Genomic DNA, 20,353 nt, shown 5'->3' on the forward strand with positions numbered 1-20,353 from the left:
TATATGGCAAAGAAAAAAGTACAAGCAGTATCATTTGATGATTTAGAAAAAATTGTTTTATCAGAAGCAAAAAAGAATAGCAATGTTTTAACTCAAGAACAAATTGATGAGTATTTATCTACATATGATTTAAGTGATGAAATGGCTGAGCAACTTATAGAGTTTATAGGAAATCAAAATATTCAAATATCTGATGATGGATTAGATGCTTTAGATGTTGATGATTCAACATTACTGTCAGATGTTCCAGATATTACTGATGATGACTTAGCTGTTGATGATATCAAAGATGATGAGCCTGATTTAGATTTTGATGGTGATTTTGATATGATGACTGGAGATACGCTTCATATGTATCAAGTTGCTGATGAAGATAAAGAAAGCGAACATACACAACTTGGAAGTAATGTCAAAATTAATGATCCAGTTAAAATGTATTTAAAAGAAATCGGACGTGTAGAATTACTTTCACATGATCAAGAAATTGATCTTGCTAAACGTATTTTAGATGGTGATGAAGAAGCAAAAAAAGAACTTGCTGCAGCTAACTTAAGATTAGTTGTATCGATTGCAAAAAGATATGTTGGACGTGGAATGTTATTTTTGGATTTAATTCAAGAAGGAAATATGGGATTGATTAAAGCTGTTGAAAAATTTGATTATACTAAAGGGTTTAAATTTTCAACATATGCAACTTGGTGGATTAGACAGGCAATTACGCGTGCAATTGCAGACCAAGCTCGTACAATTCGTATTCCAGTACATATGGTTGAAACAATTAATAAATTAACTCGTATCCAAAGACAATTAATTCAGGAGTTAGGACGTGAGCCTACAGCAGAAGAAATTGCAGAAAAAATGGATGGTTTAACACCTGAAAAAGTACGTGAAATTCAAAAAATATCTTTAGAACCTGTATCATTAGAAACACCTATTGGGGAAGAAGATGATTCTCATTTAGGAGATTTCATTGAAGATGAAGGCGCTATGTCGCCTGATGATTATGCGGCTAATGAATTATTGAAAGATGAGTTAAATGAAGTATTATTAGAATTGACTGATCGTGAAGAAAAAGTTTTACGCTTAAGATTTGGATTAGATGATGGACGCACACGTACATTAGAAGAAGTAGGTAAAGAATTTAATGTTACTCGTGAACGTATTCGTCAAATTGAAGCTAAAGCGTTACGCAAATTAAAACACCCATCTCGTTCTAAAAGATTAAAAGATTTCTTAGATCGTTAATGATGAAATTATCTAAAAGATTACAGCTTATAGCTGATATGATTAGTCAATATAAACAAGGAAGTAAGATTGCTGATATAGGGACCGATCATGCTTATTTACCATGTTATTTGGTTGAAAATAATATAGTAAGTCATAGTTACGCATGTGATGTAGCACAAGGACCCTATGAATCATCACTTTCAACTATTAAACAATGTGGTATGCAAACGCAAGTTACTGCACTGTTAGGAAATGGATTAGAGCCTATTCTTGATAAAAAAGTAGATATGATAAGTATTGCAGGAATGGGATCTTATCTTATTGTTGATATTTTAAATCAACATCTTGATTATCTTAATCAAGTCAATGTTTTATTTTTACAGCCCAATGCGAATGCTGATTATTTAAGAAAGTATTTGTTTAGTCATAATTTTGGTATGATTGATGAAAAATTAATTAAAGATGGACATCATACTTATGAAGTTATGGTTGTACGAAAACTACAAAGAAAAGATATTTATTATAATGAGTTAGATGAAGAATTTGGTCCAATTTTAAGAAGAGAACAAACATCGTTATTTAAAGAAAAATGGAACAATCAGTATTGTACTTATAAAAATATTGTTAAAGATTTACCAAACAATCATCCTAGAACGAAAGAGTTAAATCATAAAATAGAAATGATAGAGGAAGTTTTAAATGAAAGCAAATAAGATAATGGAATATTTAGAAGGCTACTTTCCTTTATCCTTACAAATGGATTTTGATAGATGCGGATTACAAATAGGAAATAAACAAACAGAAGTGAACAAGGTATATATTGCCCTAAACGCAGATAATGAAACATTACAACACTGTATTGATGAACAATGTCAAATGCTCATTACTCACCATCCATTTTTACTAGAAGAATTAGTTAATATAGACTTGGAAAATCATCAAGGAAAATTTATAGAAAATGCAATAAAAAATAATATTGTTGTTTATAGTTTGCATACTTGTCTAGATCGAGGAAAAAATCATATTTCGATGAATGATTGGCTAATTAATCAATTACCAGTTGAAAATGTACAATGTTATGATCGTCATGAAATTGGTAAAAAGGCAATTTTAAAAGAACCTATGAAGGCGAAAGATTTTGTAGACTATATTAAAGATGTATATCATTTATCATATGTAAGATGTTCAAATAATGAAGATAAAATGATTCAAAGTATTGCTATATGTGGCGGAAGTGCAGCAGATGATTTAGAAGTCCTTGCTGGAGAGGTTGATTGTTTTATTACTGGTGATAGTAAGTATCGCCACGCTAAGTATGCTATTGATCATGATATATTTTTGATTGATGCAAACCATCATTTAGAGGTTATTTTTGAAGAAGAATTGGCTAAATTACTAAAAGAATTACCTCTTGAAGTAGATGTTCATCATAGTTTAGATTATTTTAAATATAAATAGAGACTGCTAAATAGTTTCTATTTTTTTGTTTGATATATTATTGTATATATTTTATAATACATGTAGGTAAATATTGGCAAAACTATTGAAAAATAGTGACGCAAAGCTACAGAGCTGAACCATAGAGAAGCTGGCTGAGTTGCATTTATTGTAAGTCGGTTTTCTATGGTTTTTTATTTGGAGGAAAGGTTATGTTTAAGAAGTTTATAATTTGTGTTGTGGTAATGACGATGATAGTACCACTTTTTCAATTACAAGTAAGGGCTAATGATAGTATGTCATTGCCAGTACAGTTTTTCGATTATGATGCAGATGGACTGTTTTACGAGTATGCACTTTATAATGGGATGGATACATTTGGGTTAGGAACTTCAAATAATGAAGATGTTACAAAAGGTTTAGTTGAAAAGACGCTAGGTAAAGATGGAAATCCTGTTTATAAAAGAAGTGCCATTGAAAGTGCAGCAAGCACAATTCATGAGAATCTTATAAATTTAAAAGATGATCAAAATTTAAATAAATATGATATTTTTAAAAAATTTTCCAATTATTCGAATGCGAGTGGTTCTGTACATACTAGTCTTTCTGGTAGTGATACAAAACCATTTTATAAAAATTGGAAACTTGAAAATATAGATGGATCTGGTGATGGAGAATATTTACATTCTGGTAATGGAGTCGTATGGCAACAGGAAACGGATGGTGTTCTTAATTATGGTGTCAATGATCATTTGATTAAGGAAATTAACGTAGTTCCTAATACGGAATATAAATTTCATTATTGGATAACAGAAAAAGCAGGCGCAAGTAATGAATTGAAATACCGTGTATTAGATAAAAATGGTAAGGTTTTACTTGATAATAATCCTATTGATACAGTATTTAAATCTTCAACAGATACTATTACGATAGATATTTATCGAGTTGGTCAAACAAAGGATGTCCTTAAATTTTCTAATGTGTACTTAATTAGAGATGATAACACATTTACAGAAAATTATTTAGGTAATATCGAATCATCTTCAACAAGTAATTTCATTGATAAAGGATGGAAATCTCAATTATATAATCAAGCATCTAAAGAGAATGGAAAAATAGTAGATGGTAAAAATTATTGGCAACAAAAGGGTGATGGTATTATTTGTTTAAATGATTCTGCTATCTGTTTTGATACTGATATACCAACGAATCAATATATAAAATTTAATTATTGGTTAGATGAACAAAGTAACAATGGTAGTTTATCAATTGATATATTAGATGAAAATAATCATCTATTAGTAAGTAAAGAAGTAGATAAAAACGGAGGATGGCAAACATTTTTATTAGATATTCCTTCGGGACAAGGTAATATTAAAGTAAGAATTAATGGTCAAGGTGTATCTCCAAGAATGGCTGCACTATCAGTCACTCCAATGGGACAAGTTCTTCCATTAGGACAATATCAAGAAACATTAAATAAATATAACAATAATCAATTAAATGTTATCGATGATTGTAAAACATGTATGGACTATGCTTTTTTACGATTAACAAATTTCTACAATACTCATTTTTATTTGAATAAAATAGATACAACTTATTCAAAAATGATTTTAAATAAGACAGTTAATAATGGTAGAGAAGAGTATCTATTTGATTCATCAAAGCCTATTACCTACAAAAATGGTGAGTTCTATAATGATGGAAATGGTATTTTAGAGAGTGGCTTTTTCCCACTTGATTATCTATCAAATAGTGAAAAACATAGTGATGGGCAAGTTGACCACAATTTTCATTTTGGTATGAAAGTAGATGGTGAATTCATTTATAAACAAAGTTCAAAACAGTTTTTTGAATTTACAGGAGATGATGATGTTTATGTCTTTATAAATGGTCATCTTGTTGCTGATTTAGGTGGAGCACATAAAGCTGCCAATACAATAGTTAACATTGAAGATTTTGCTAAAGAACAGGGTATAAAAAATGGTGAAAAGTGTCATCTACAATTTTTCTATTTAGAAAGGCATACTACAGCGAGTAACTGCAAAATCCAGACCAATTTAAATATAGGAAAACGTGTTGAATATAAATTTGAAAGTGGTACACCAAACATGACACTTCCTAATAGCATATATGAATATGTTCCTATAGATGAAAAAGAATACTATTATGGACAACAAGTAAGTATCGATTTACAAAATAGAAAATTCAAAGATATTCGTGATGATACAAATAAAGGAGTATGGCGTTTTATTGGATGGGATCATAATAGCAAAATTATGTCAAATGATGCATTGCAATTTGTTGGTAAATGGGTTTTTATATCAGATGAAGAGTTACAAAAACAAATTCAAATTGTTTCAGATACTCATTCAAATCAAAATAAAAAAACGCAAATCAATACAGGTGATCAAACTCAAATAGTTCTATATTGTATTATTGCTGTTATAGCGTTATTGGGAATTGTTATCATTATAAAAAAAGCACATAAATAAAAAGTATTGAAATTATTTCAATACTTTTTTAAATAAGTGAATGTTTTTTCATTGTATTATATATACCATTATCAGCAATATCTTCGCAAATTTCATCAGCAATATCTTTTAATCCTTGCTTTGCATTGCCAACAGCTACACCATGATGAACAAATTGTAACATATCTATATCGTTCAATCCATCACCAAAAGCATAGGTGTTGTTGATGTCTATCTTTAAGTGATTAATAACTGCTTGAATTGCACTTGCTTTGTTAACACCAGCAACAGATAGTTCACCACTGTCCTCTCCAAATGAAGGTACTGTACAATGAATGACTTGAAAAGCATCATCGAAGTTCTCTTTTATTGTTGAAAAAGGAATATTTGGATTTTCAAGAAAACATATTTTATTAACATCACTTCGATACATTGAATAGCCTTCTTTTAATGAATTAATAAAATGGCTTGGTTTTTCTTTTTTCATTTTTTTGGCATTTTCATCATTTTCTAAATCGCCATAAGTAATATATTCAAGACGTGGGATAAGATGTTTACTAGCAAATAATCCACCATTACTTTCTAAATAATAGTCATAATGATTTTCTTCAAAAAAATCAACCACTCTTTTTACATCAGCATCACTGACTTTATTATGATATAGCATTTTATCACCGATTAAAACAAAACCACCACCTGCGCCAATGATACCATCAAATCCAATATCTAAAATGTGATCAAAAATTTCTGGTAAACTTCTTCCGGTACATAAAAAGCATAAATTGCCTTTTTTACGCGTTTCTTGTATTGCTTTGATTGTTGATGCAGGAACATATTCTTGGGAAGGTCTTACATCTACTAAGGTTCCATCAACATCGAAAAAGATAATATTTTTTTTCATAGTTACCTCCTGATCGTATTATAGCAAACCTTTGTTTTGTAACTATAGATTTTCAGTATTTGTAATTCTTTATTATTAAGAGTAGAATAGGCACATGGAGGTGGAAAAAGATGAAAGTAAAAATAACGGATTTAATACATGGCTCTGTTGGAAAATCAATTTTTTATTTTTCAATTCCTTTATTAATTGGAAATTTATTTCAACAACTTTATAATACAGTGGATTCTTATGTTGTAGGGAATTACGTTGGAAAACAAGCGTTAGCTGCTGTAGGTGCAGCTTCTCCTGTTATCAATATGTTGATTGGTTTTTTTATGGGATTAGCTACAGGTGCTGGTGTTGTTATTGCACAATATTATGGCGCAAATGATCAAGAAAAATTAAGTAAAGCAGTCCATAGTGCAACTTGTTTAACAATAGTTATGTCTATTTTTTTAACTGTTATTGGTGTTATTGCTACAAATCCATTATTACATGCTATTCGTATTCCTAGTGATGTTTTTCATCAATCATCTCAGTATTTAACAATCTATTTTGGAGGGATTGCTTTTACTTTGATTTATAATATGGGTGCAGGAATATTGAGGGCTATTGGTGATTCCAAAAGACCTTTATATTTTTTGATTATAGCTTCTATTATAAATGTTATTTTAGATTTTCTTTTTGTTAAAACATTTAAAATGGGTGTATGTGGTGCTGGTTATGCAACGTTAGTAGCTCAAGCAATAAGTAGTATCATGGTCTGTTACATACTATTTACAACTTCTCAAAGTTATCGAATTAGAATTAAAGATATTCATTTTCATTTTCCAATATTAAAAAAGATTATTCTTATAGGATTACCAACTGGACTTCAACAAAGTGTTGTTTCTTTATCTAATGTTGTTGTTCAATCTTATGTTAATGATTTTGGTTCTAGTGTTGTAGCTGGTTATTCGGCAAGTGTTAGAATTGATGGTTTTGTCAACCTACCACTTCAAAGTTTCAATATGGCTATTACAACTTTTGTAGGACAAAATATAGGTGCTAAACAGTATAATAGAGTAAAAAAAGGAGCGCGTACAACCATGATTATGGCTACATCTGTTATTGCAACTATTTCGCTTGTTTTATTCTTCTTTGGTGAAAGTATTATTGCTGTATTCAATGGTGAGGCAGATGTTATCCAAGCAGGTAGAACCATGCAATTAGCCTTTGTACCATTTTATATTTTACTTCCTATTAACCAAGTTTACGCAGGTGTACTGAGAGGGGCAGGAAAATCCTCTATACCAATGTATATTATGATTTTTAATTTTGTTATTTTAAGACAGATTTATTTGGCTATTATTACTCAGTTTAAAGCAGAAGTCTTTTATGTCTTTATGGGATGGCCTCTTACATGGATCACATGTGCAATTATGACAATGATTTATTATCGTCATGCAAAATGGCTGCCAGAGTAACTGGCAGCCATTAGTCTAATATACGCTGTTTATCAATTATTGGCTTTTGATAAGTGTTTTTATCATTGTAATCGAATTGTTTTAAATATTCAATCACTTGATTAGTGAGATATGTTGGGGTAGAAGCACCGGATGAAACAGCTGCGGTTTGTTTATGCTTTAACATATCAATTTGAATATCTTTAACACTTTCAATCATATAGACTTCATGTTTTTCACTAGCAATACTTGCTAGTTTTTTTGTGTTATTTGAACGAGGGTCTCCTACAATAAAGACAACATCTACGTCATCTTGTATATTATGAATAGCTTCCTGTCTGATTTTAGTAGCAGTACATGTTTCTTTAGCAATTTCGACATGTTTTAAGTGCTTTTTTGCATATTCACATAAATCATAGACATCATAAAGTGACATCGTTGTTTGATTAGTTAATACGTATTTTTTTGACTGATCTAATTGAAAAAAATCATCTTTTTTTGTTATGAGATGAATATGTTTTGGATCAATAGATATGGCTCCTTCAGATTCAGGATGACCATCTTTTCCAATATATAAAATATCATACCCCTCATTTAATTTGTTTTTAATTAAATCGTGAGTTTTAATTACATCTAGACATGAAGCATCAATAACATCCAATCCTTTTTCTTTGGCTTTAATAAAAACCTGATCACTTGCTCCGTGAGCTGTAATAATAACACACCCATCATCTATTTGATCTAATAATTCTAAACGTGTTTTTCCTTTTTGATCAATTGTTTGAATTCCTTTATCTTGTAATGCTTGCACAATATATTGATTATGTACAATCATTCCTAGAATATAAACAGGTTTATCTTTGGGTGTATTTTTTTTAGCAATATTAATAGCTCTAACAACACCTTTACAATATCCTCTAGGAACAATTCCTATTACTTTCATTCAATCACCTCATTTTTATTATAGCATATTTTCAAATATTTCTTCTTCAACATCATCTTTATTTGTATCTATTGGGTGAATTGAATCAACAATCTCATCAAAATTTAAATCATCTATATGACGTAATGCTTTCATAATAAAAATTCCATTTTTAGTATTATAAATTAAAGGTTTAACTTGATTGATAATGGGGACAATTTGGTTAATTGTTGCAATTGATCTAATTGCAATATTAATTGTTCTTTTTAGTTTCATTTTGTTTTGCATAGTTTGATAATTAGGTAATGAATAGGGATTATATGAATAAGGTTGAGATTGAAAATAATAGTTTTCATCATTGAAAGGATTCATATTCTTACCTCCTCATATTAAAATATGAAAAAAATGTAAAAACGTGATATAATGAGGTAACTTATGGAGGAATTATCGTGGGAATTAGTTATGACTATTATCGTATTTTTTATTATGTAGCAAAATATAAAAGTTTTTCAAGAGCAGCTCAAGTTTTATCAAGTAATCAACCTAATATTACGAGATCAATGAATAATTTAGAATCACAATTAGGTTGTGTTTTGTTTATAAGATCAAACAGGGGAATTATTCTTACAAATGAGGGAAAACAATTATATGATCATGTAGCTATTGCATATCAACAATTACAGGCAGCAGAACGTGAACTCGCCAATACAAAAAGTTTAGAAAAGGGAATAATTAATTTGTGTGTAAGTGAAACAGCTTTAAGAGTTTACTTTTTACCTATTATGAATGAATTTAGAAAGAGATATCCCCATATTCATTTACAGCTTTCTTCTCATACAACACCTCAGGCGTTACAATCGCTAAAAAATGGTGAATCGCAACTTTCAATTATTACAACGCCAGCTACGGTTGAATATCCATTACGACAAACTCAATTATGTGATTACGAAGAAATATTAGTTGCTGGGAAAAAATATATGTCACTTGCTGACAAGCCAAGACATTTATATGATTTGGAAGATCATCCCCTTATTTGTTTATCTAAAGATACGATGACTTATGCTTTTTATCATGATTTATTTGTTAGCAATCACGCTCAATTTCACGTTGATATTGAAGCGGCATCAACAGATCAAATTGTTCCGATGATTGAAAACGAATTAGGAATTGGTTTTGTAGCTAAAAGCATTGCAAAAAGTGCAATCAAACATGGCAAAGTTGTAGAAATTCCTCTTATAGAAAAAATACCAAAAAGATATGTTTGTTTGGTAGAAGATCGCAGTCATCCTTTAGGAGTAGCAGGACGTGCTTTAAAAAGATTACTTATTGAGAAAAGTGAATAATTATTGAAAAGTATAATGAATATGTTATAATGATTTGACTTAAAAGGAGGAAAGATATGAATAATTTTACATCATTTCATTTTAAAGAGTTTTGTTATCAAGTTATAGATGAATTGGGTTTTAATAAACCAACTCCAATTCAAGAAAAAGTAATTCCTTTAATTAATAAAAAAAGAGATATTATTGGTATTTCTCAAACAGGGACAGGAAAAACACATGCTTTTTTATTACCAATAATGAATAATATCAATACTGCACATGATAGTGTTCAAGCAGTTATTACCGCACCAACAAGAGAACTTGCTTCTCAAATTTATCAAAATGCTAAATTATTTATGAAATATAATCCTCAATTAAGAGTATCTTTAATAGTGGGTGGAAGTGATCGAAATAAAGCTGTACAAAAATTAACAACGCAACCACATTTAGTTATTGGAACTCCTGGAAGAATTAAGGATTTATCTTTAGAAGCACAGGCTTTAAAAATTACAACAGCTAAAATATTTGTTGTTGATGAAGCGGATATGACTTTAGAGTTTGGATATTTAGAAGACATTGATGCTGTAGCCGGTAAAATGGCAGACGATTTACAAATGATGGTTTTTTCGGCAACAATTCCTCAAAATTTAAGACCTTTCTTAAAAAAATATATGAAAAATCCAGAAACTGTTGAAATTAATAGCCAACTAGTAACAACAGCAAATGTTGAACATATTTTACTAGCAACTAAACATCAAGAACGTTATCGTGTTTTAAAAGATATCATGGCAACAATTGATCCATACATTTGTATTATTTTTGCTAACAGAAGAAGCGAAGTTTCTACAATTACACGTCGTTTAAGAGAAGATGGCTATAAAGTGGGGGAAATTCATGGTGACTTAGAGCCACGTGAACGTAAACAAATGATGCGACGAATTCAAAATATGGAATATCAATATATTGTAGCGACAGATATTGCAGCCAGAGGGATTGATATTGATGGAGTAAGTCATGTCATTAATATGGAATTACCAATGGAACCTAATTTTTACATTCATCGTTCAGGAAGGTGTGGTAGAGGTAGCTATACAGGTGTTTGTTATTCAATGTATGATTCAAATGATGAAAAAAACATTGCTGTATTAGAAAGAAAAGGTATAGAATTCAAAAATGTTGTCTTAAAAAAAGGACAATTTGTGGATTTAGGCGAACGTGAAAAACGTAAGAAAAGAATTAAGCAACCTACTGAATTAGAAAAACAAGTTCAAATGATTGTTAGAAAACCTAAAAAAGTTAAGCCAGGGTATAAAAAGAAAAGAAAACGTGAAGTTGAACAATTAGTTAGAAAACAAAAACGTGCTTTAATTCGAGAAGATATTAAACGTCAGAAAAAAGAAAGAGCACGACAAGCTCAAATTGCTAAAAGAGCTATGGAGGAAGATTAATGATTATTGGATGTCATGTATCTATGTCAGGTAAAGATATGTTACTTGGTTCAGTTAAAGAAGCTTTATCATATGGTGCAAATACTTTTATGTTTTATACAGGTGCACCACAAAATACAAGACGTAAACCTGTTAGTGAACTTAAAGTAGATGAAGCAAAAGCATTAATGAAAGAAAATCATATTTCACTTGATCATGTTGTTGTTCATGCACCTTATATTATTAATTTAGCTAATACTGTAAAGGAAGAAACATTCCAATTAGCAGTTGATTTTTTAAAACAAGAATTAGAAAGATGTCAAGAAATTGGGACTTCTATTTTAGTTTTACATCCCGGAAGTCATGTAAAAGCTGGAGAAGAAGTTGGTTTAAATCAAATTGTTAAAGGTTTAAATGAAGTTTTAAAAGAAACAACTTATCAAGGGAAGATAGCATTAGAAACGATGGCGGGTAAAGGGAGCGAATTAGGAAAAACGTTTGAAGAAATTCAATACATTATTTCCCATTGTGATTATCCTGAAAAACTTGGTGTTTGCTTAGATACATGCCATATTCATGATGCAGGATATGATTTAACTCATTTTGATGATGTTTTAGATAAATTTGATCAAGTGATTGGTTTAGATCGTTTATTAGTTGTTCATCTTAATGACTCAAAAAATATATGTCATGCAAGAAAAGATCGACATGCTAATATTGGGCAAGGTTATATTGGTTTTGAAACTTTGAATATGATTTGTCATCATGAAAAGTTAAAAGATGTTCCTATTATTTTAGAAACACCTTATATTGATAAAAAACCACCATATAAAGAAGAAATAGCCATGTTAAAGAATCAGACATTTGAAGATATATTAAAATAATCATTTAAAAATAACTTTTTAATTTTAAGACAGGTCTTAGGACTTGTCTTATTTTTTATAGTATTAAATAAAACAGGATAATAATGACTGTCTGTTGTAGCAAATAAATTATTTTTTAATATATCAAAAATAATTTTTAGATGACGTTCTTCAATATTTAGTTCTTTAATTTCTTCTTTATTTTTAAATTCTTGATAATTAATTTCTGCTAAAAATATCGTTAATTTTTCCATTTCATATCTCCTTATAATAGAGAATATGAAAAAGATGGTAAAATAGAACTATTTTACCATCTTAAGTATTTCCTCTTTTAATACTTTAACCATATCTTCTTGCTTTACTTTTCTTATAATTTCACCTTTTTTGATTAATAGCCCTTCATTGACACCACCGGCAATACCAATATCAGCATTTTTTGCTTCACCCGGTCCGTTAACTGCACAACCCATAATAGCAACTGTAATGTCACTATGAATTGTGTTAAGAAAATCTTCAATTTCTTTTGCAACGGGAATAAGATTATATTGAATACGACCACAAGTTGGACATGATACCAATGTTGGAACATGATCAATTAAATTTAATTCTTTAAGTAAAATTTTAGCAACTTTGATTTCTTCAATAGGGTCATCACTTAATGAAATGCGGATTGTATTACCAATACCCTGATATAATAAAGTTCCAATCCCTAATGATGACTTAACTGTTCCTCCTAAACGAGTACCCGCCTCTGTTACACCAATATGAAGCGGACAGGAAAAAGTTTTACTAGCAAGAGTATAAGCTTCTATTGTAAGTAAAGTGTCTGAAGATTTTAAAGAAATACAATAATCATAGAAGTCTAAAGATTCTAGAATATCAATATGTTTTTTAGCACTTTCAATCATTCCTTGTGCAGTAGGTTTACCGTATTTAGCTAAAATATCCTTTTCTAAAGAACCACTATTAACTCCAATGCGAATAGGTATATGATGCTCTTTACAGGCTTCAACAACAGCTTTAACTTTCTCAATACTTCCAATATTACCAGGATTAATGCGAATTTTATCAATACCTGATTCAATAGCAATCAATGCTAAACGATAATCAAAATGAATATCAGCAACTAAAGGAAGAGATACTCTTTTTTTTATTTCTTTAATAGCTTTTGCATCATCTTGATTTAAAACAGCCATTCTTACAAGTTGACATCCAGAACGTTGTAATTGATTTATTTGTTCAACAGTTCGATCAACATCACTTGTTTTTGTATTAGTCATAGATTGGATAATAACTTGATTATTACCACCTATAGTTAAATTTCCAACATGAATTGATCTTGTTTCTTTTCTTAACATAATTTAACCTCATTTCTTATTTTTATTATACTGATGTTTAAATTAATTGTATAGAAAAAAAGGAATAAATTCCTTTTTAAATAAGTGTTTCAAATTGATTTAGTAAATCTTCAAAATAGTGGAAAGCATCATCGTAAATAGCATCCTCTAGAGGGTTAACGCCAGCCTTTGTAAGTAAATCTACAGGTGATTGACTACCACCAGATTTTAAGAATGCAAGATAATTTTGCACTTGTTGTTGATCACCCTTTAAAATACGGTTAACTACCGCTAAAGCAACGGTCATTCCTAAAGTATACTTATAAACATAATAATCATAGTAGAAATGAGGAACGTAATAACATGACCAGCCAACGAGATCATCCATTTTTACATCTTCACCAAAATAATCTTGGTTAAGTTTTGCATATAAGTCAGTGATAATTTTTGAAGACATCGGTTCATTATTTTTTGCCATTTCATGTAAACGGTGTTCAAAATCAGCAAACATAGGTTGTCTAAAAATTAAACCAACACAATTTTCTAATTGTTCATAAATGTAATAAGCTTTTTCCTGGTTATCTTTTGCATGATTGATCATGTAATTAATAAGTAAAGTTTCGTTGACAGTAGAAGCCACTTCAGCAACAAAGATACGATAATGACTATTTACGAACTCTTGGTTATGATTAGATAAATAAGTGTGTACACTATGTCCTAATTCATGAATCATTGTTGAAAGTGAATTATAGTCACCAATAAAATTCATTAAAATAAAAGGATTAGTTCCATAACTACCACTACTATAAGCACCTATTCTCTTTCCTGTTGTTGGATAGAAATCAATCCAACGTTCATTTCTTGCTTTATGAATAATATCTAAATAGTCTTTACCAAAAGGTTGAAGAGCTTGATCAATAATATCAAAACATTGTTCAATTGTATATTTTTTAGTCACATCCTTGACTAAAGGAATATTTAAATCATAATTATAAAAATCATCAATTTTTAATATTTTCTTTTTTAATTTATTATAACGATGAAATAAATGACGATACTGATGATTTGCTTTATCTAAAATTTTAAAGAATAAATCAGTAGGAACATCATCATTAAATACACTTGACGCTAGGGGTGAATCAAAATGACGAACATCACTATAAAAAGCATCTTTTTTCATTACCCCGGCTAAGGTTGTTGCAAAAGTATTTTCAAATCTTTTATATTCTTTAAAAAAATGATGATAGGCTTGTTTTCTTACATTAATATCTTTGTTTTTTAAAAATTCATTTAATGTTGCATTATTTAAAGTTTCTTTTTTACCATTAACTTCAACATCTTCATATTCTAATCGTAAAGAATCAAATACTTGTTCACTTATATCAGCTAAACCATCTACTTTAGCGATGAGAGTTTCTTGTTGATCATCAAGTAAATGAGGTTTGTATTTTAAAACTTGTGAAATTGAATATTGATAACTCTGCAAACGAGGATCTTCTAGATAATGGTTGACTTTACTTTCATTTTTACATATTTCATTATCTACATAGACAAGTTTTACACTTGTATCTTGTAATAGTGTCATGACTGTTGCCATCATTTTTTGGTATTGTTGATTTTGAGGTTCAACGTCACAGTTTAAATGGGCATAACAATAAGCTTTGTTTAATATAATGCTCATTTCGTCTTTAGTTTTTAAAAAAGAATAGAAGTGATCAAAATCATCACATAAATGATTTTGATATGAAGCTAATTCATTAAGTTGATCTTTACATTTTTCAATATCTTGATAGAATTCTTTATCATTTTGATATATTGTGGATAAATCCCAAGTATATTTTTCTTCAATATCTTTTCTTTCCATACAATTTTCTCCTTTAAACTAAAAAACTCTATCAATTAGATAGAGTTTACTAACTTAGCTAATCTAGATTTTTGTCTACTAGCATAGTTTCTATGATGAATTCCTTTTGTAACAGAAGCATCTAATTTACTTGCTGCTACGCTATATGCTTTAACAGCTTCATCTTTATTTCCATTTTCAACTGCTGCTAACACGTTTTTGATTGCAGTTTTTAATGCTGATTTGTATGAAGCATTTTTTGCTCTTTTTTTGTTATCGTTTTTGTAACGTTTGATTTGTTGTTTCATATTTGCCATGATCTTTCACCTCGCTTTGCAACTTGCCTTTACATTATATATAAAAAAATGTGTAATTGCAATGTTTTTTTCAATTATATTAATAGAATAGAAAAAGAAAAATAGAACATACTCATTATGGTGATATAATGGGACAAAATCAAATTCATAGTGATCTAGCAAGTGAAGTTTTAACCCAATTAAAAGAAGGTCAATATTATACAAGAGAAGAAAAAAAGTTTAATGAAGTTAAAGTAGAAACAATTCATATTTTAAAGGAAGGACAAATTTATCATCCTAAAGGTCAGTACATTGAAATATCTTTTCAAGATTACTTAAAAGAACAGGATATCATTCACGTCTTACATCAATCTTTAAAATCATTTATTATAAACATACCAAGAATATTGATAGTTGGTTTAGGGAATCGTTACTTAACTAACGATGCAATTGGTCCACAAACTTTACGGGATATTAAGATTACACATTATTTAAATCAAGAAGTCAGACAAAGAAATCATTATTATGATATCTTGGCTTTAGCACCAGGGGTGATGTATCAAACGGGAATGGAAAGTTCTAAAATTATTCAATCTTTAGTCAAACAGGAAAATATTGATTTAGTTATTGTAATTGATGCACTTTGTGCCAGTAGTTATGAAAAATTAGGACATGTTATACAAATTAATAATACAGGTATCTATCCTGGAAGTGGCGTAGGTAATCATCGTTTAGGAATAAATAAGGATAGTATTGGTTGTCAGGTTATAGCGATAGGGGTGCCTACTGTTATATATGCTGGAGCGTTATTCAAAGATCTTTTAGGCTATCTAAAGGGTTATTTTGGAGATGCCTTGAATCCTGTAAACAAATTAAAAGTAGGGAAAAGAAAGCAATATCAAGGTTCTTTAAGTAATCAACAAAAAACACAATTATTAGGTGATATAGGCTTATTAAATGATCAAGAACTATTAAATCTTTTCAATGAGATATTAGATCCAATAGATGCTAATTATGTTTTGTCTGATAAAAAAATTGATGAACAAAATGAAGTATTATCTAGAATTATTGCAAAAAGTATTAATCTATTGACGTACTAATCCTACAAAATATGCATATGATGAATTGTATAATAGTACAGGGTGATCATATGAAATTAAAAACATCAATACAAATTATCATAAAACTAAGCATTATTATGGCATTATTATGGTATTTACCAACTTATACTTTATCAAGCGCAAAAGTGTTTAAGGCTATTGAAGTGCCAAAGCCTGCACAGCCAGTACAAAAATTAATAAGTCAAAAAAAGATTCATATATACAACACTCATCAAGGTGAAAAGTATCAAGGGTATAGTGTTATTGATGGGGCTAAACATTTAAGTAATTTATTAAATAAAATGGGATATAGCTGTGACGTTGAAAATAATGATTTTGAAAACTATAAAGCAGTACACAAGATAGCTTATGATCGTTCTTACCTTGTATCAAAGCTTTATTTAGAAAATGCAATTCAAAGTCACGGTCATTATGATTTAGTGATTGATTTTCATCGAGACAGCATTCCTAAAAATTATTCAACACTAACATTGAATAATCATGCTTATGCAAAAATTTTGTTTGTAGTAGGGAAAAGTAGTGGTAAATTTGAGGCAGTACAAGCGTTAAGTCAACAGTTATCTAATCGTGCTAATCATTATGCTAATGGAATATCAAAAGGAATTATGGTTAAACAAAATCACTATAATCAAGGAATATGTGATCATACAGTTTTAATAGAATTTGGTGCTCAAGATAATACAAAAGAAGAAGTGCAAGCAACAATTGAAATTGTTGCTCAAGCTATTAGAGATTATTTACAGTGAAAGAATATTTAGTAGATATTTGTTTGGTTGCATTATTGATATTCTTTATAAATGGTTTATTTGGGCATAATCAAATTGAGCATCAATTATTCAATCAAAATTTAACTTCCTTTGAAGAAAAAATAAAAAAGCAGGAGGTCAGTGAAGAAAAACAAGGAATGAATTACCAGCAAGATGATAATCAGTTCTCTAAAATAATAAAAAGAATAAGTGATTTTTGTATATCATTTATTAAAACAATTGTATTGATTATTTCTAATTTTATTAGTACACTTTTGTCGTAAGGATGTGAAAAAATGAATAAAACAAGAATTGTATTTATGGGTACTGCAACATTTTCTCAAGCAGTATTAGAAAAATTAATAGAAAATCAATATCATATTGTTGGTGTTGTATGCCAACCAGATCGTCTTGTAGGACGTAAAAAACAATTAAAAATGCCTGAAGTCAAAGAAGTGGCTTTAAAGTATGATATTCCTGTCTTTCAACCAGAAAGAATTAAAACAGATTATCAAACAGTTTTAGATTGGCAGCCAGATATGATTATTACTGCTGCTTATGGACAACTCATTCCTCAAGCTATACTTGATTATCCTCAACTTGGTTGCATTAATGTTCATGCTTCTTTATTACCACGTTATCGTGGGGGCGCTCCGGTTCATTATGCTATTATTAATGGTGATCAACAAACTGGTGTAACAATTATGTATATGGCTAAAAAAATGGATGCAGGAAATATTATTAGTCAAAGAACAGTAGATATTTTACCGGTTGATACGGTAGGTGTTTTATATGATCGTTTATCAGATGTTGGTGCAGAATTATTAATTGATACTTTACCATCAATCATTGAAGGAACGAATGATTCGATAGAACAAGATGAAAGCCAAGTTACATATTCACCAACTATTTCTCGTGAAGATGAAAAAATTAATTGGGATTTATCAGCAACAGAAATATATAATAAGGTAAGAGGAACTAACCCATGGCCGGGAAGTTATACGACTTATCAAGGAAAGAATATTAAAATTTGGGCTGGTCAAGTGCATCAATGTCAAAATGCAATTAAACATCATCAACATCAAGAAAATGGAACAATTGTTAAAATATTTAAAGATGCTATTGGTGTAAAGGTACATGATGGAGTATATTTGATTACTGAATTACAAATTCCAGGAAAGAAAAAAATGTCAGTTAAAGATTATTTAAATGGGCATTGTATGTTTGAAGTCGATACAAAGTTTGAATAAAACTTTGTATTTTTTTCTTTTCTTGATTAGAAACTCATTTTGCAATGAATCATGCTATAATATACATATAATAAATGAATAGAAATATGAAGTAGTATTGAGGAGGATGTATGAAGTTTATATTTTTTGATATTGATGGTACTTTAACAGGGAAAAGCAGACAAGTTACACCTAAAACAGTTGAAGCTATTAGACAGGCACGTGCTAATGGTAATAAAGTTTTTCTATGTACTGGACGTGCTCCAGTTTCCATTATGAAAAGTATTAGAAATATAGGATTTGATGGAGTTATTTCATCAGCTGGCAGTTTTATTGAAATAGATGGACAATATATTTGTGAAAATTTTATTAATCAATATTTATTACAAGAAGTCATATTATTGTTTACGAATGCAAATGTTCTTTATACTTTAGAAACCAAAGATTGTTTGTATCAATCTCCTGGTGTTTTAGAATTCTTTAATAAAAGACACAAAAGAGATTCACAAAACAATCCTGAACTAGCACGTTTTTTAGAAGCTAGACAAAAAGAAGAAGTGAGAAAACCAGTAAGTCAATTTGATATAGGACATCATAAAGTAGCAAAGGTTGTCTTTATTGCTAAAGATAAGTATGCATTTTTAGATACAGTCCCTTATTTAAGTGAGTTTTTTAATGTTGTTACTTTTTCTCAATATAATGATGATTTTATTAATGGTGAAATTATTATAAAAAATAGAACTAAAGCAGATGCTTTGAAGGAAGTTGTTGAATATTATCATGGTGATATGAAAGATACCATTGCTTTTGGTGATAGTATGAATGATTACCAAATGTTAGAAGCAGTCAATTATGGTGTTGTTTATGAAGGAGCATCAGATAAGGTAAAAGCAGTAGCTAATGATACTTTTATCGATCCAGATCAAGATGGTATAGCACTTAGCCTAAAAAAACTAAATATAATATAGAAAGAGGGTATAAATATGGGAGATGTGCTTTTGGCAAGAATTTTAAAATATTTGAATGGAACATTATTTTTAGATGATGGATATCGTTTTTGTGTTTTCTTTATCAAAAATTATGTTGGTTTTTATAAATTGACCTTATCACAAGTAAGTGAACAATCGGGAATAAGTGAAGAAGCCATTTTAGAGTTTTTAACACATCTAGGTTTTTATCGCTTTGATGATTTTCAAACAAGATTGTATCAAGATGTTATTTTAAGAATGGATCAAATTCGTGCTAGGATGATTGGTATTGATTTACAAGAATTGGTTGATCGAGTTCATTTAGAGAATGATGGAATACTGGATATGATTAAAGGTATTTGTCATGATATTCATCAAAGTAAAAGAGTGATACTCGTTGGTGCTCTTTATCCAATGTCAATATCAGTTGAATTACAGACAGATTTAATTACTTTTGGAAAAGAAGTTATTCAATATCATTCTTACGATAATGAATTGACTTTTGAAGAGGGTGATTATGTCATTTTTATTTCAGCCACAGGAAGAGCGATGGAAAACTTTTTATACCAAAAACAACATCTTTCATTAGATAACCCTCAATCATTACTCATTACTCAAAATCAAACTTATGAAAAAAGAATGATTACTAAAAAAACATTACGTGTACCTGGTAAATTTGATAGTATCAATTTTAATTATCAAATTATGACAATCTTTGATTTGATACGTGTTATTTATTATCAAACTTATCAACAAATTTAGGGTAACCAAATAATTTAGGGGGAAAGCCAAATTATTTAGGGGACAACTTTA

Annotated in this window: 21 protein-coding genes and 1 riboswitch; of the genes, 14 read left to right on the forward strand and 7 right to left on the reverse strand. The window is 29.4% G+C overall.

Features of this window, described 5'->3' with window-relative positions; all coding sequences use genetic code 11:
• Positions 1-3: 3 nt before the first annotated feature.
• From rpoD to DW911_RS08445, 4 genes are all read left to right on the forward strand, one after another.
• On the forward strand, positions 4-1,245 hold the full coding sequence (gene rpoD / locus DW911_RS08430; protein WP_118432382.1) for an RNA polymerase sigma factor RpoD: 1,242 nt from the start codon (positions 4-6) through the stop codon (positions 1,243-1,245).
• Between the two features lie 2 nt (positions 1,246-1,247).
• Complete coding sequence (locus DW911_RS08435) at positions 1,248-1,940, forward strand: tRNA (adenine(22)-N(1))-methyltransferase (RefSeq protein WP_118432384.1); 693 nt, start codon at positions 1,248-1,250, stop codon at positions 1,938-1,940.
• Complete coding sequence (locus DW911_RS08440; RefSeq protein ID WP_118432386.1) at positions 1,927-2,685, forward strand: Nif3-like dinuclear metal center hexameric protein; 759 nt, start codon at positions 1,927-1,929, stop codon at positions 2,683-2,685. Before DW911_RS08435 ends, DW911_RS08440 begins: the two co-directional genes overlap by 14 nt.
• Before the next feature lie 65 nt (positions 2,686-2,750).
• A riboswitch (cyclic di-GMP riboswitch) is annotated at positions 2,751-2,832 on the forward strand.
• A gap of 44 nt (positions 2,833-2,876) precedes the next feature.
• Positions 2,877-5,162 carry a fibro-slime domain-containing protein gene (locus tag DW911_RS08445; RefSeq protein ID WP_118432388.1) on the forward strand — a complete coding sequence of 762 codons (2,286 nt, stop codon included), beginning with the start codon at positions 2,877-2,879 and terminating at the stop codon, positions 5,160-5,162.
• Positions 5,163-5,190: 28 nt separating this feature from the next.
• Here DW911_RS08445 and DW911_RS08450 read toward each other — a convergent pair whose 3' ends face one another.
• Positions 5,191-6,042, reverse strand: coding sequence for a Cof-type HAD-IIB family hydrolase (locus DW911_RS08450; RefSeq protein ID WP_118607704.1), 852 nt, complete (start codon positions 6,040-6,042; stop codon positions 5,191-5,193).
• 110 nt (positions 6,043-6,152) lie between these two features.
• Between DW911_RS08450 and DW911_RS08455 the strand changes: the two genes are divergently transcribed.
• Positions 6,153-7,487, forward strand: a complete 1,335-nt coding sequence (locus tag DW911_RS08455; RefSeq protein ID WP_118432392.1) for an MATE family efflux transporter — start codon at positions 6,153-6,155, stop codon at positions 7,485-7,487.
• Positions 7,488-7,497: 10 nt separating this feature from the next.
• Here the strand turns inward: DW911_RS08455 and DW911_RS08460 are convergent, their stop codons facing one another.
• Positions 7,498-8,409, reverse strand: coding sequence for a 4-hydroxy-3-methylbut-2-enyl diphosphate reductase (locus tag DW911_RS08460; RefSeq protein ID WP_118432394.1), 912 nt, complete (start codon positions 8,407-8,409; stop codon positions 7,498-7,500).
• Between the two features lie 18 nt (positions 8,410-8,427).
• Positions 8,428-8,760: a hypothetical protein gene (locus DW911_RS08465; RefSeq protein ID WP_118432396.1), complete on the reverse strand. Its 333-nt coding sequence runs from the start codon at positions 8,758-8,760 to the stop codon at positions 8,428-8,430.
• A gap of 77 nt (positions 8,761-8,837) precedes the next feature.
• Here DW911_RS08465 and DW911_RS08470 point away from each other — a divergent pair, with 77 nt between their 5' ends.
• From DW911_RS08470 to DW911_RS08480, 3 genes are read left to right on the forward strand one after another with little or no spacing between them, the layout of a single operon-like run.
• Complete coding sequence (locus DW911_RS08470; RefSeq protein WP_118432398.1) at positions 8,838-9,731, forward strand: LysR family transcriptional regulator; 894 nt, start codon at positions 8,838-8,840, stop codon at positions 9,729-9,731.
• Positions 9,732-9,787: 56 nt separating this feature from the next.
• On the forward strand, positions 9,788-11,158 hold the full coding sequence (locus tag DW911_RS08475; protein ID WP_118607705.1) for a DEAD/DEAH box helicase: 1,371 nt from the start codon (positions 9,788-9,790) through the stop codon (positions 11,156-11,158).
• Positions 11,158-12,021: a deoxyribonuclease IV gene (locus DW911_RS08480; protein WP_118432402.1), complete on the forward strand. Its 864-nt coding sequence runs from the start codon at positions 11,158-11,160 to the stop codon at positions 12,019-12,021. Before DW911_RS08475 ends, DW911_RS08480 begins: the two co-directional genes overlap by 1 nt.
• On the opposite strand, the gene DW911_RS08485 is transcribed toward DW911_RS08480, so the two are convergent.
• The 4 genes from DW911_RS08485 to rpsT form a co-directional block, all read right to left on the reverse strand.
• Positions 11,994-12,254: a hypothetical protein gene (locus tag DW911_RS08485; protein ID WP_118432404.1), complete on the reverse strand. Its 261-nt coding sequence runs from the start codon at positions 12,252-12,254 to the stop codon at positions 11,994-11,996. The two genes, DW911_RS08480 and DW911_RS08485, sit on opposite strands and share 28 nt — an antisense overlap.
• Positions 12,255-12,302: 48 nt before the next feature.
• On the reverse strand, positions 12,303-13,358 hold the full coding sequence (gene ispG, locus DW911_RS08490; RefSeq protein WP_118607706.1) for a flavodoxin-dependent (E)-4-hydroxy-3-methylbut-2-enyl-diphosphate synthase: 1,056 nt from the start codon (positions 13,356-13,358) through the stop codon (positions 12,303-12,305).
• Between the two features lie 76 nt (positions 13,359-13,434).
• Entirely contained in the window at positions 13,435-15,201 is a 1,767-nt protein-coding gene (gene pepF / locus DW911_RS08495; RefSeq protein ID WP_118432408.1) for an oligoendopeptidase F, read from the reverse strand.
• A 35-nt stretch (positions 15,202-15,236) separates the two neighbouring features.
• Positions 15,237-15,497 (reverse strand): 30S ribosomal protein S20, encoded by a 261-nt coding sequence (gene rpsT / locus DW911_RS08500; protein ID WP_118432410.1) that lies wholly within the window; start codon positions 15,495-15,497, stop codon positions 15,237-15,239.
• Between the two features lie 128 nt (positions 15,498-15,625).
• On the opposite strand from rpsT, the gene gpr reads away from it, so the two are divergent.
• The 6 genes from gpr to DW911_RS08530 all read left to right on the forward strand — a co-directional run bounded on the left by gpr (position 15,626) and on the right by DW911_RS08530 (position 20,302).
• The gene (gpr, locus tag DW911_RS08505) at positions 15,626-16,576 is read left to right on the forward strand and encodes a GPR endopeptidase (RefSeq protein ID WP_118432412.1); all 951 of its coding nucleotides are present in this window, start codon (positions 15,626-15,628) and stop codon (positions 16,574-16,576) included.
• A gap of 50 nt (positions 16,577-16,626) precedes the next feature.
• Positions 16,627-17,343 carry a stage II sporulation protein P gene (locus DW911_RS08510; RefSeq protein WP_118607707.1) on the forward strand — a complete coding sequence of 239 codons (717 nt, stop codon included), beginning with the start codon at positions 16,627-16,629 and terminating at the stop codon, positions 17,341-17,343.
• Positions 17,340-17,627, forward strand: a complete 288-nt coding sequence (locus tag DW911_RS08515) for a hypothetical protein (protein WP_118432415.1) — start codon at positions 17,340-17,342, stop codon at positions 17,625-17,627. Before DW911_RS08510 ends, DW911_RS08515 begins: the two co-directional genes overlap by 4 nt.
• Before the next feature lie 12 nt (positions 17,628-17,639).
• Positions 17,640-18,593, forward strand: coding sequence for a methionyl-tRNA formyltransferase (gene fmt / locus DW911_RS08520; protein ID WP_118432417.1), 954 nt, complete (start codon positions 17,640-17,642; stop codon positions 18,591-18,593).
• Positions 18,594-18,703: 110 nt separating this feature from the next.
• Positions 18,704-19,540 carry a Cof-type HAD-IIB family hydrolase gene (locus DW911_RS08525; RefSeq protein ID WP_118432419.1) on the forward strand — a complete coding sequence of 279 codons (837 nt, stop codon included), beginning with the start codon at positions 18,704-18,706 and terminating at the stop codon, positions 19,538-19,540.
• A 24-nt stretch (positions 19,541-19,564) separates the two neighbouring features.
• The gene (locus DW911_RS08530) at positions 19,565-20,302 is read left to right on the forward strand and encodes a MurR/RpiR family transcriptional regulator (RefSeq protein WP_233543054.1); all 738 of its coding nucleotides are present in this window, start codon (positions 19,565-19,567) and stop codon (positions 20,300-20,302) included.
• Positions 20,303-20,353: the final 51 nt, after the last annotated feature.

Source organism: Erysipelatoclostridium sp. AM42-17 (assembly GCF_003480255.1).
In the GTDB taxonomy this organism is placed as follows: Bacteria; Bacillota_I; Bacilli_A; order Erysipelotrichales; family Coprobacillaceae; genus Faecalibacillus.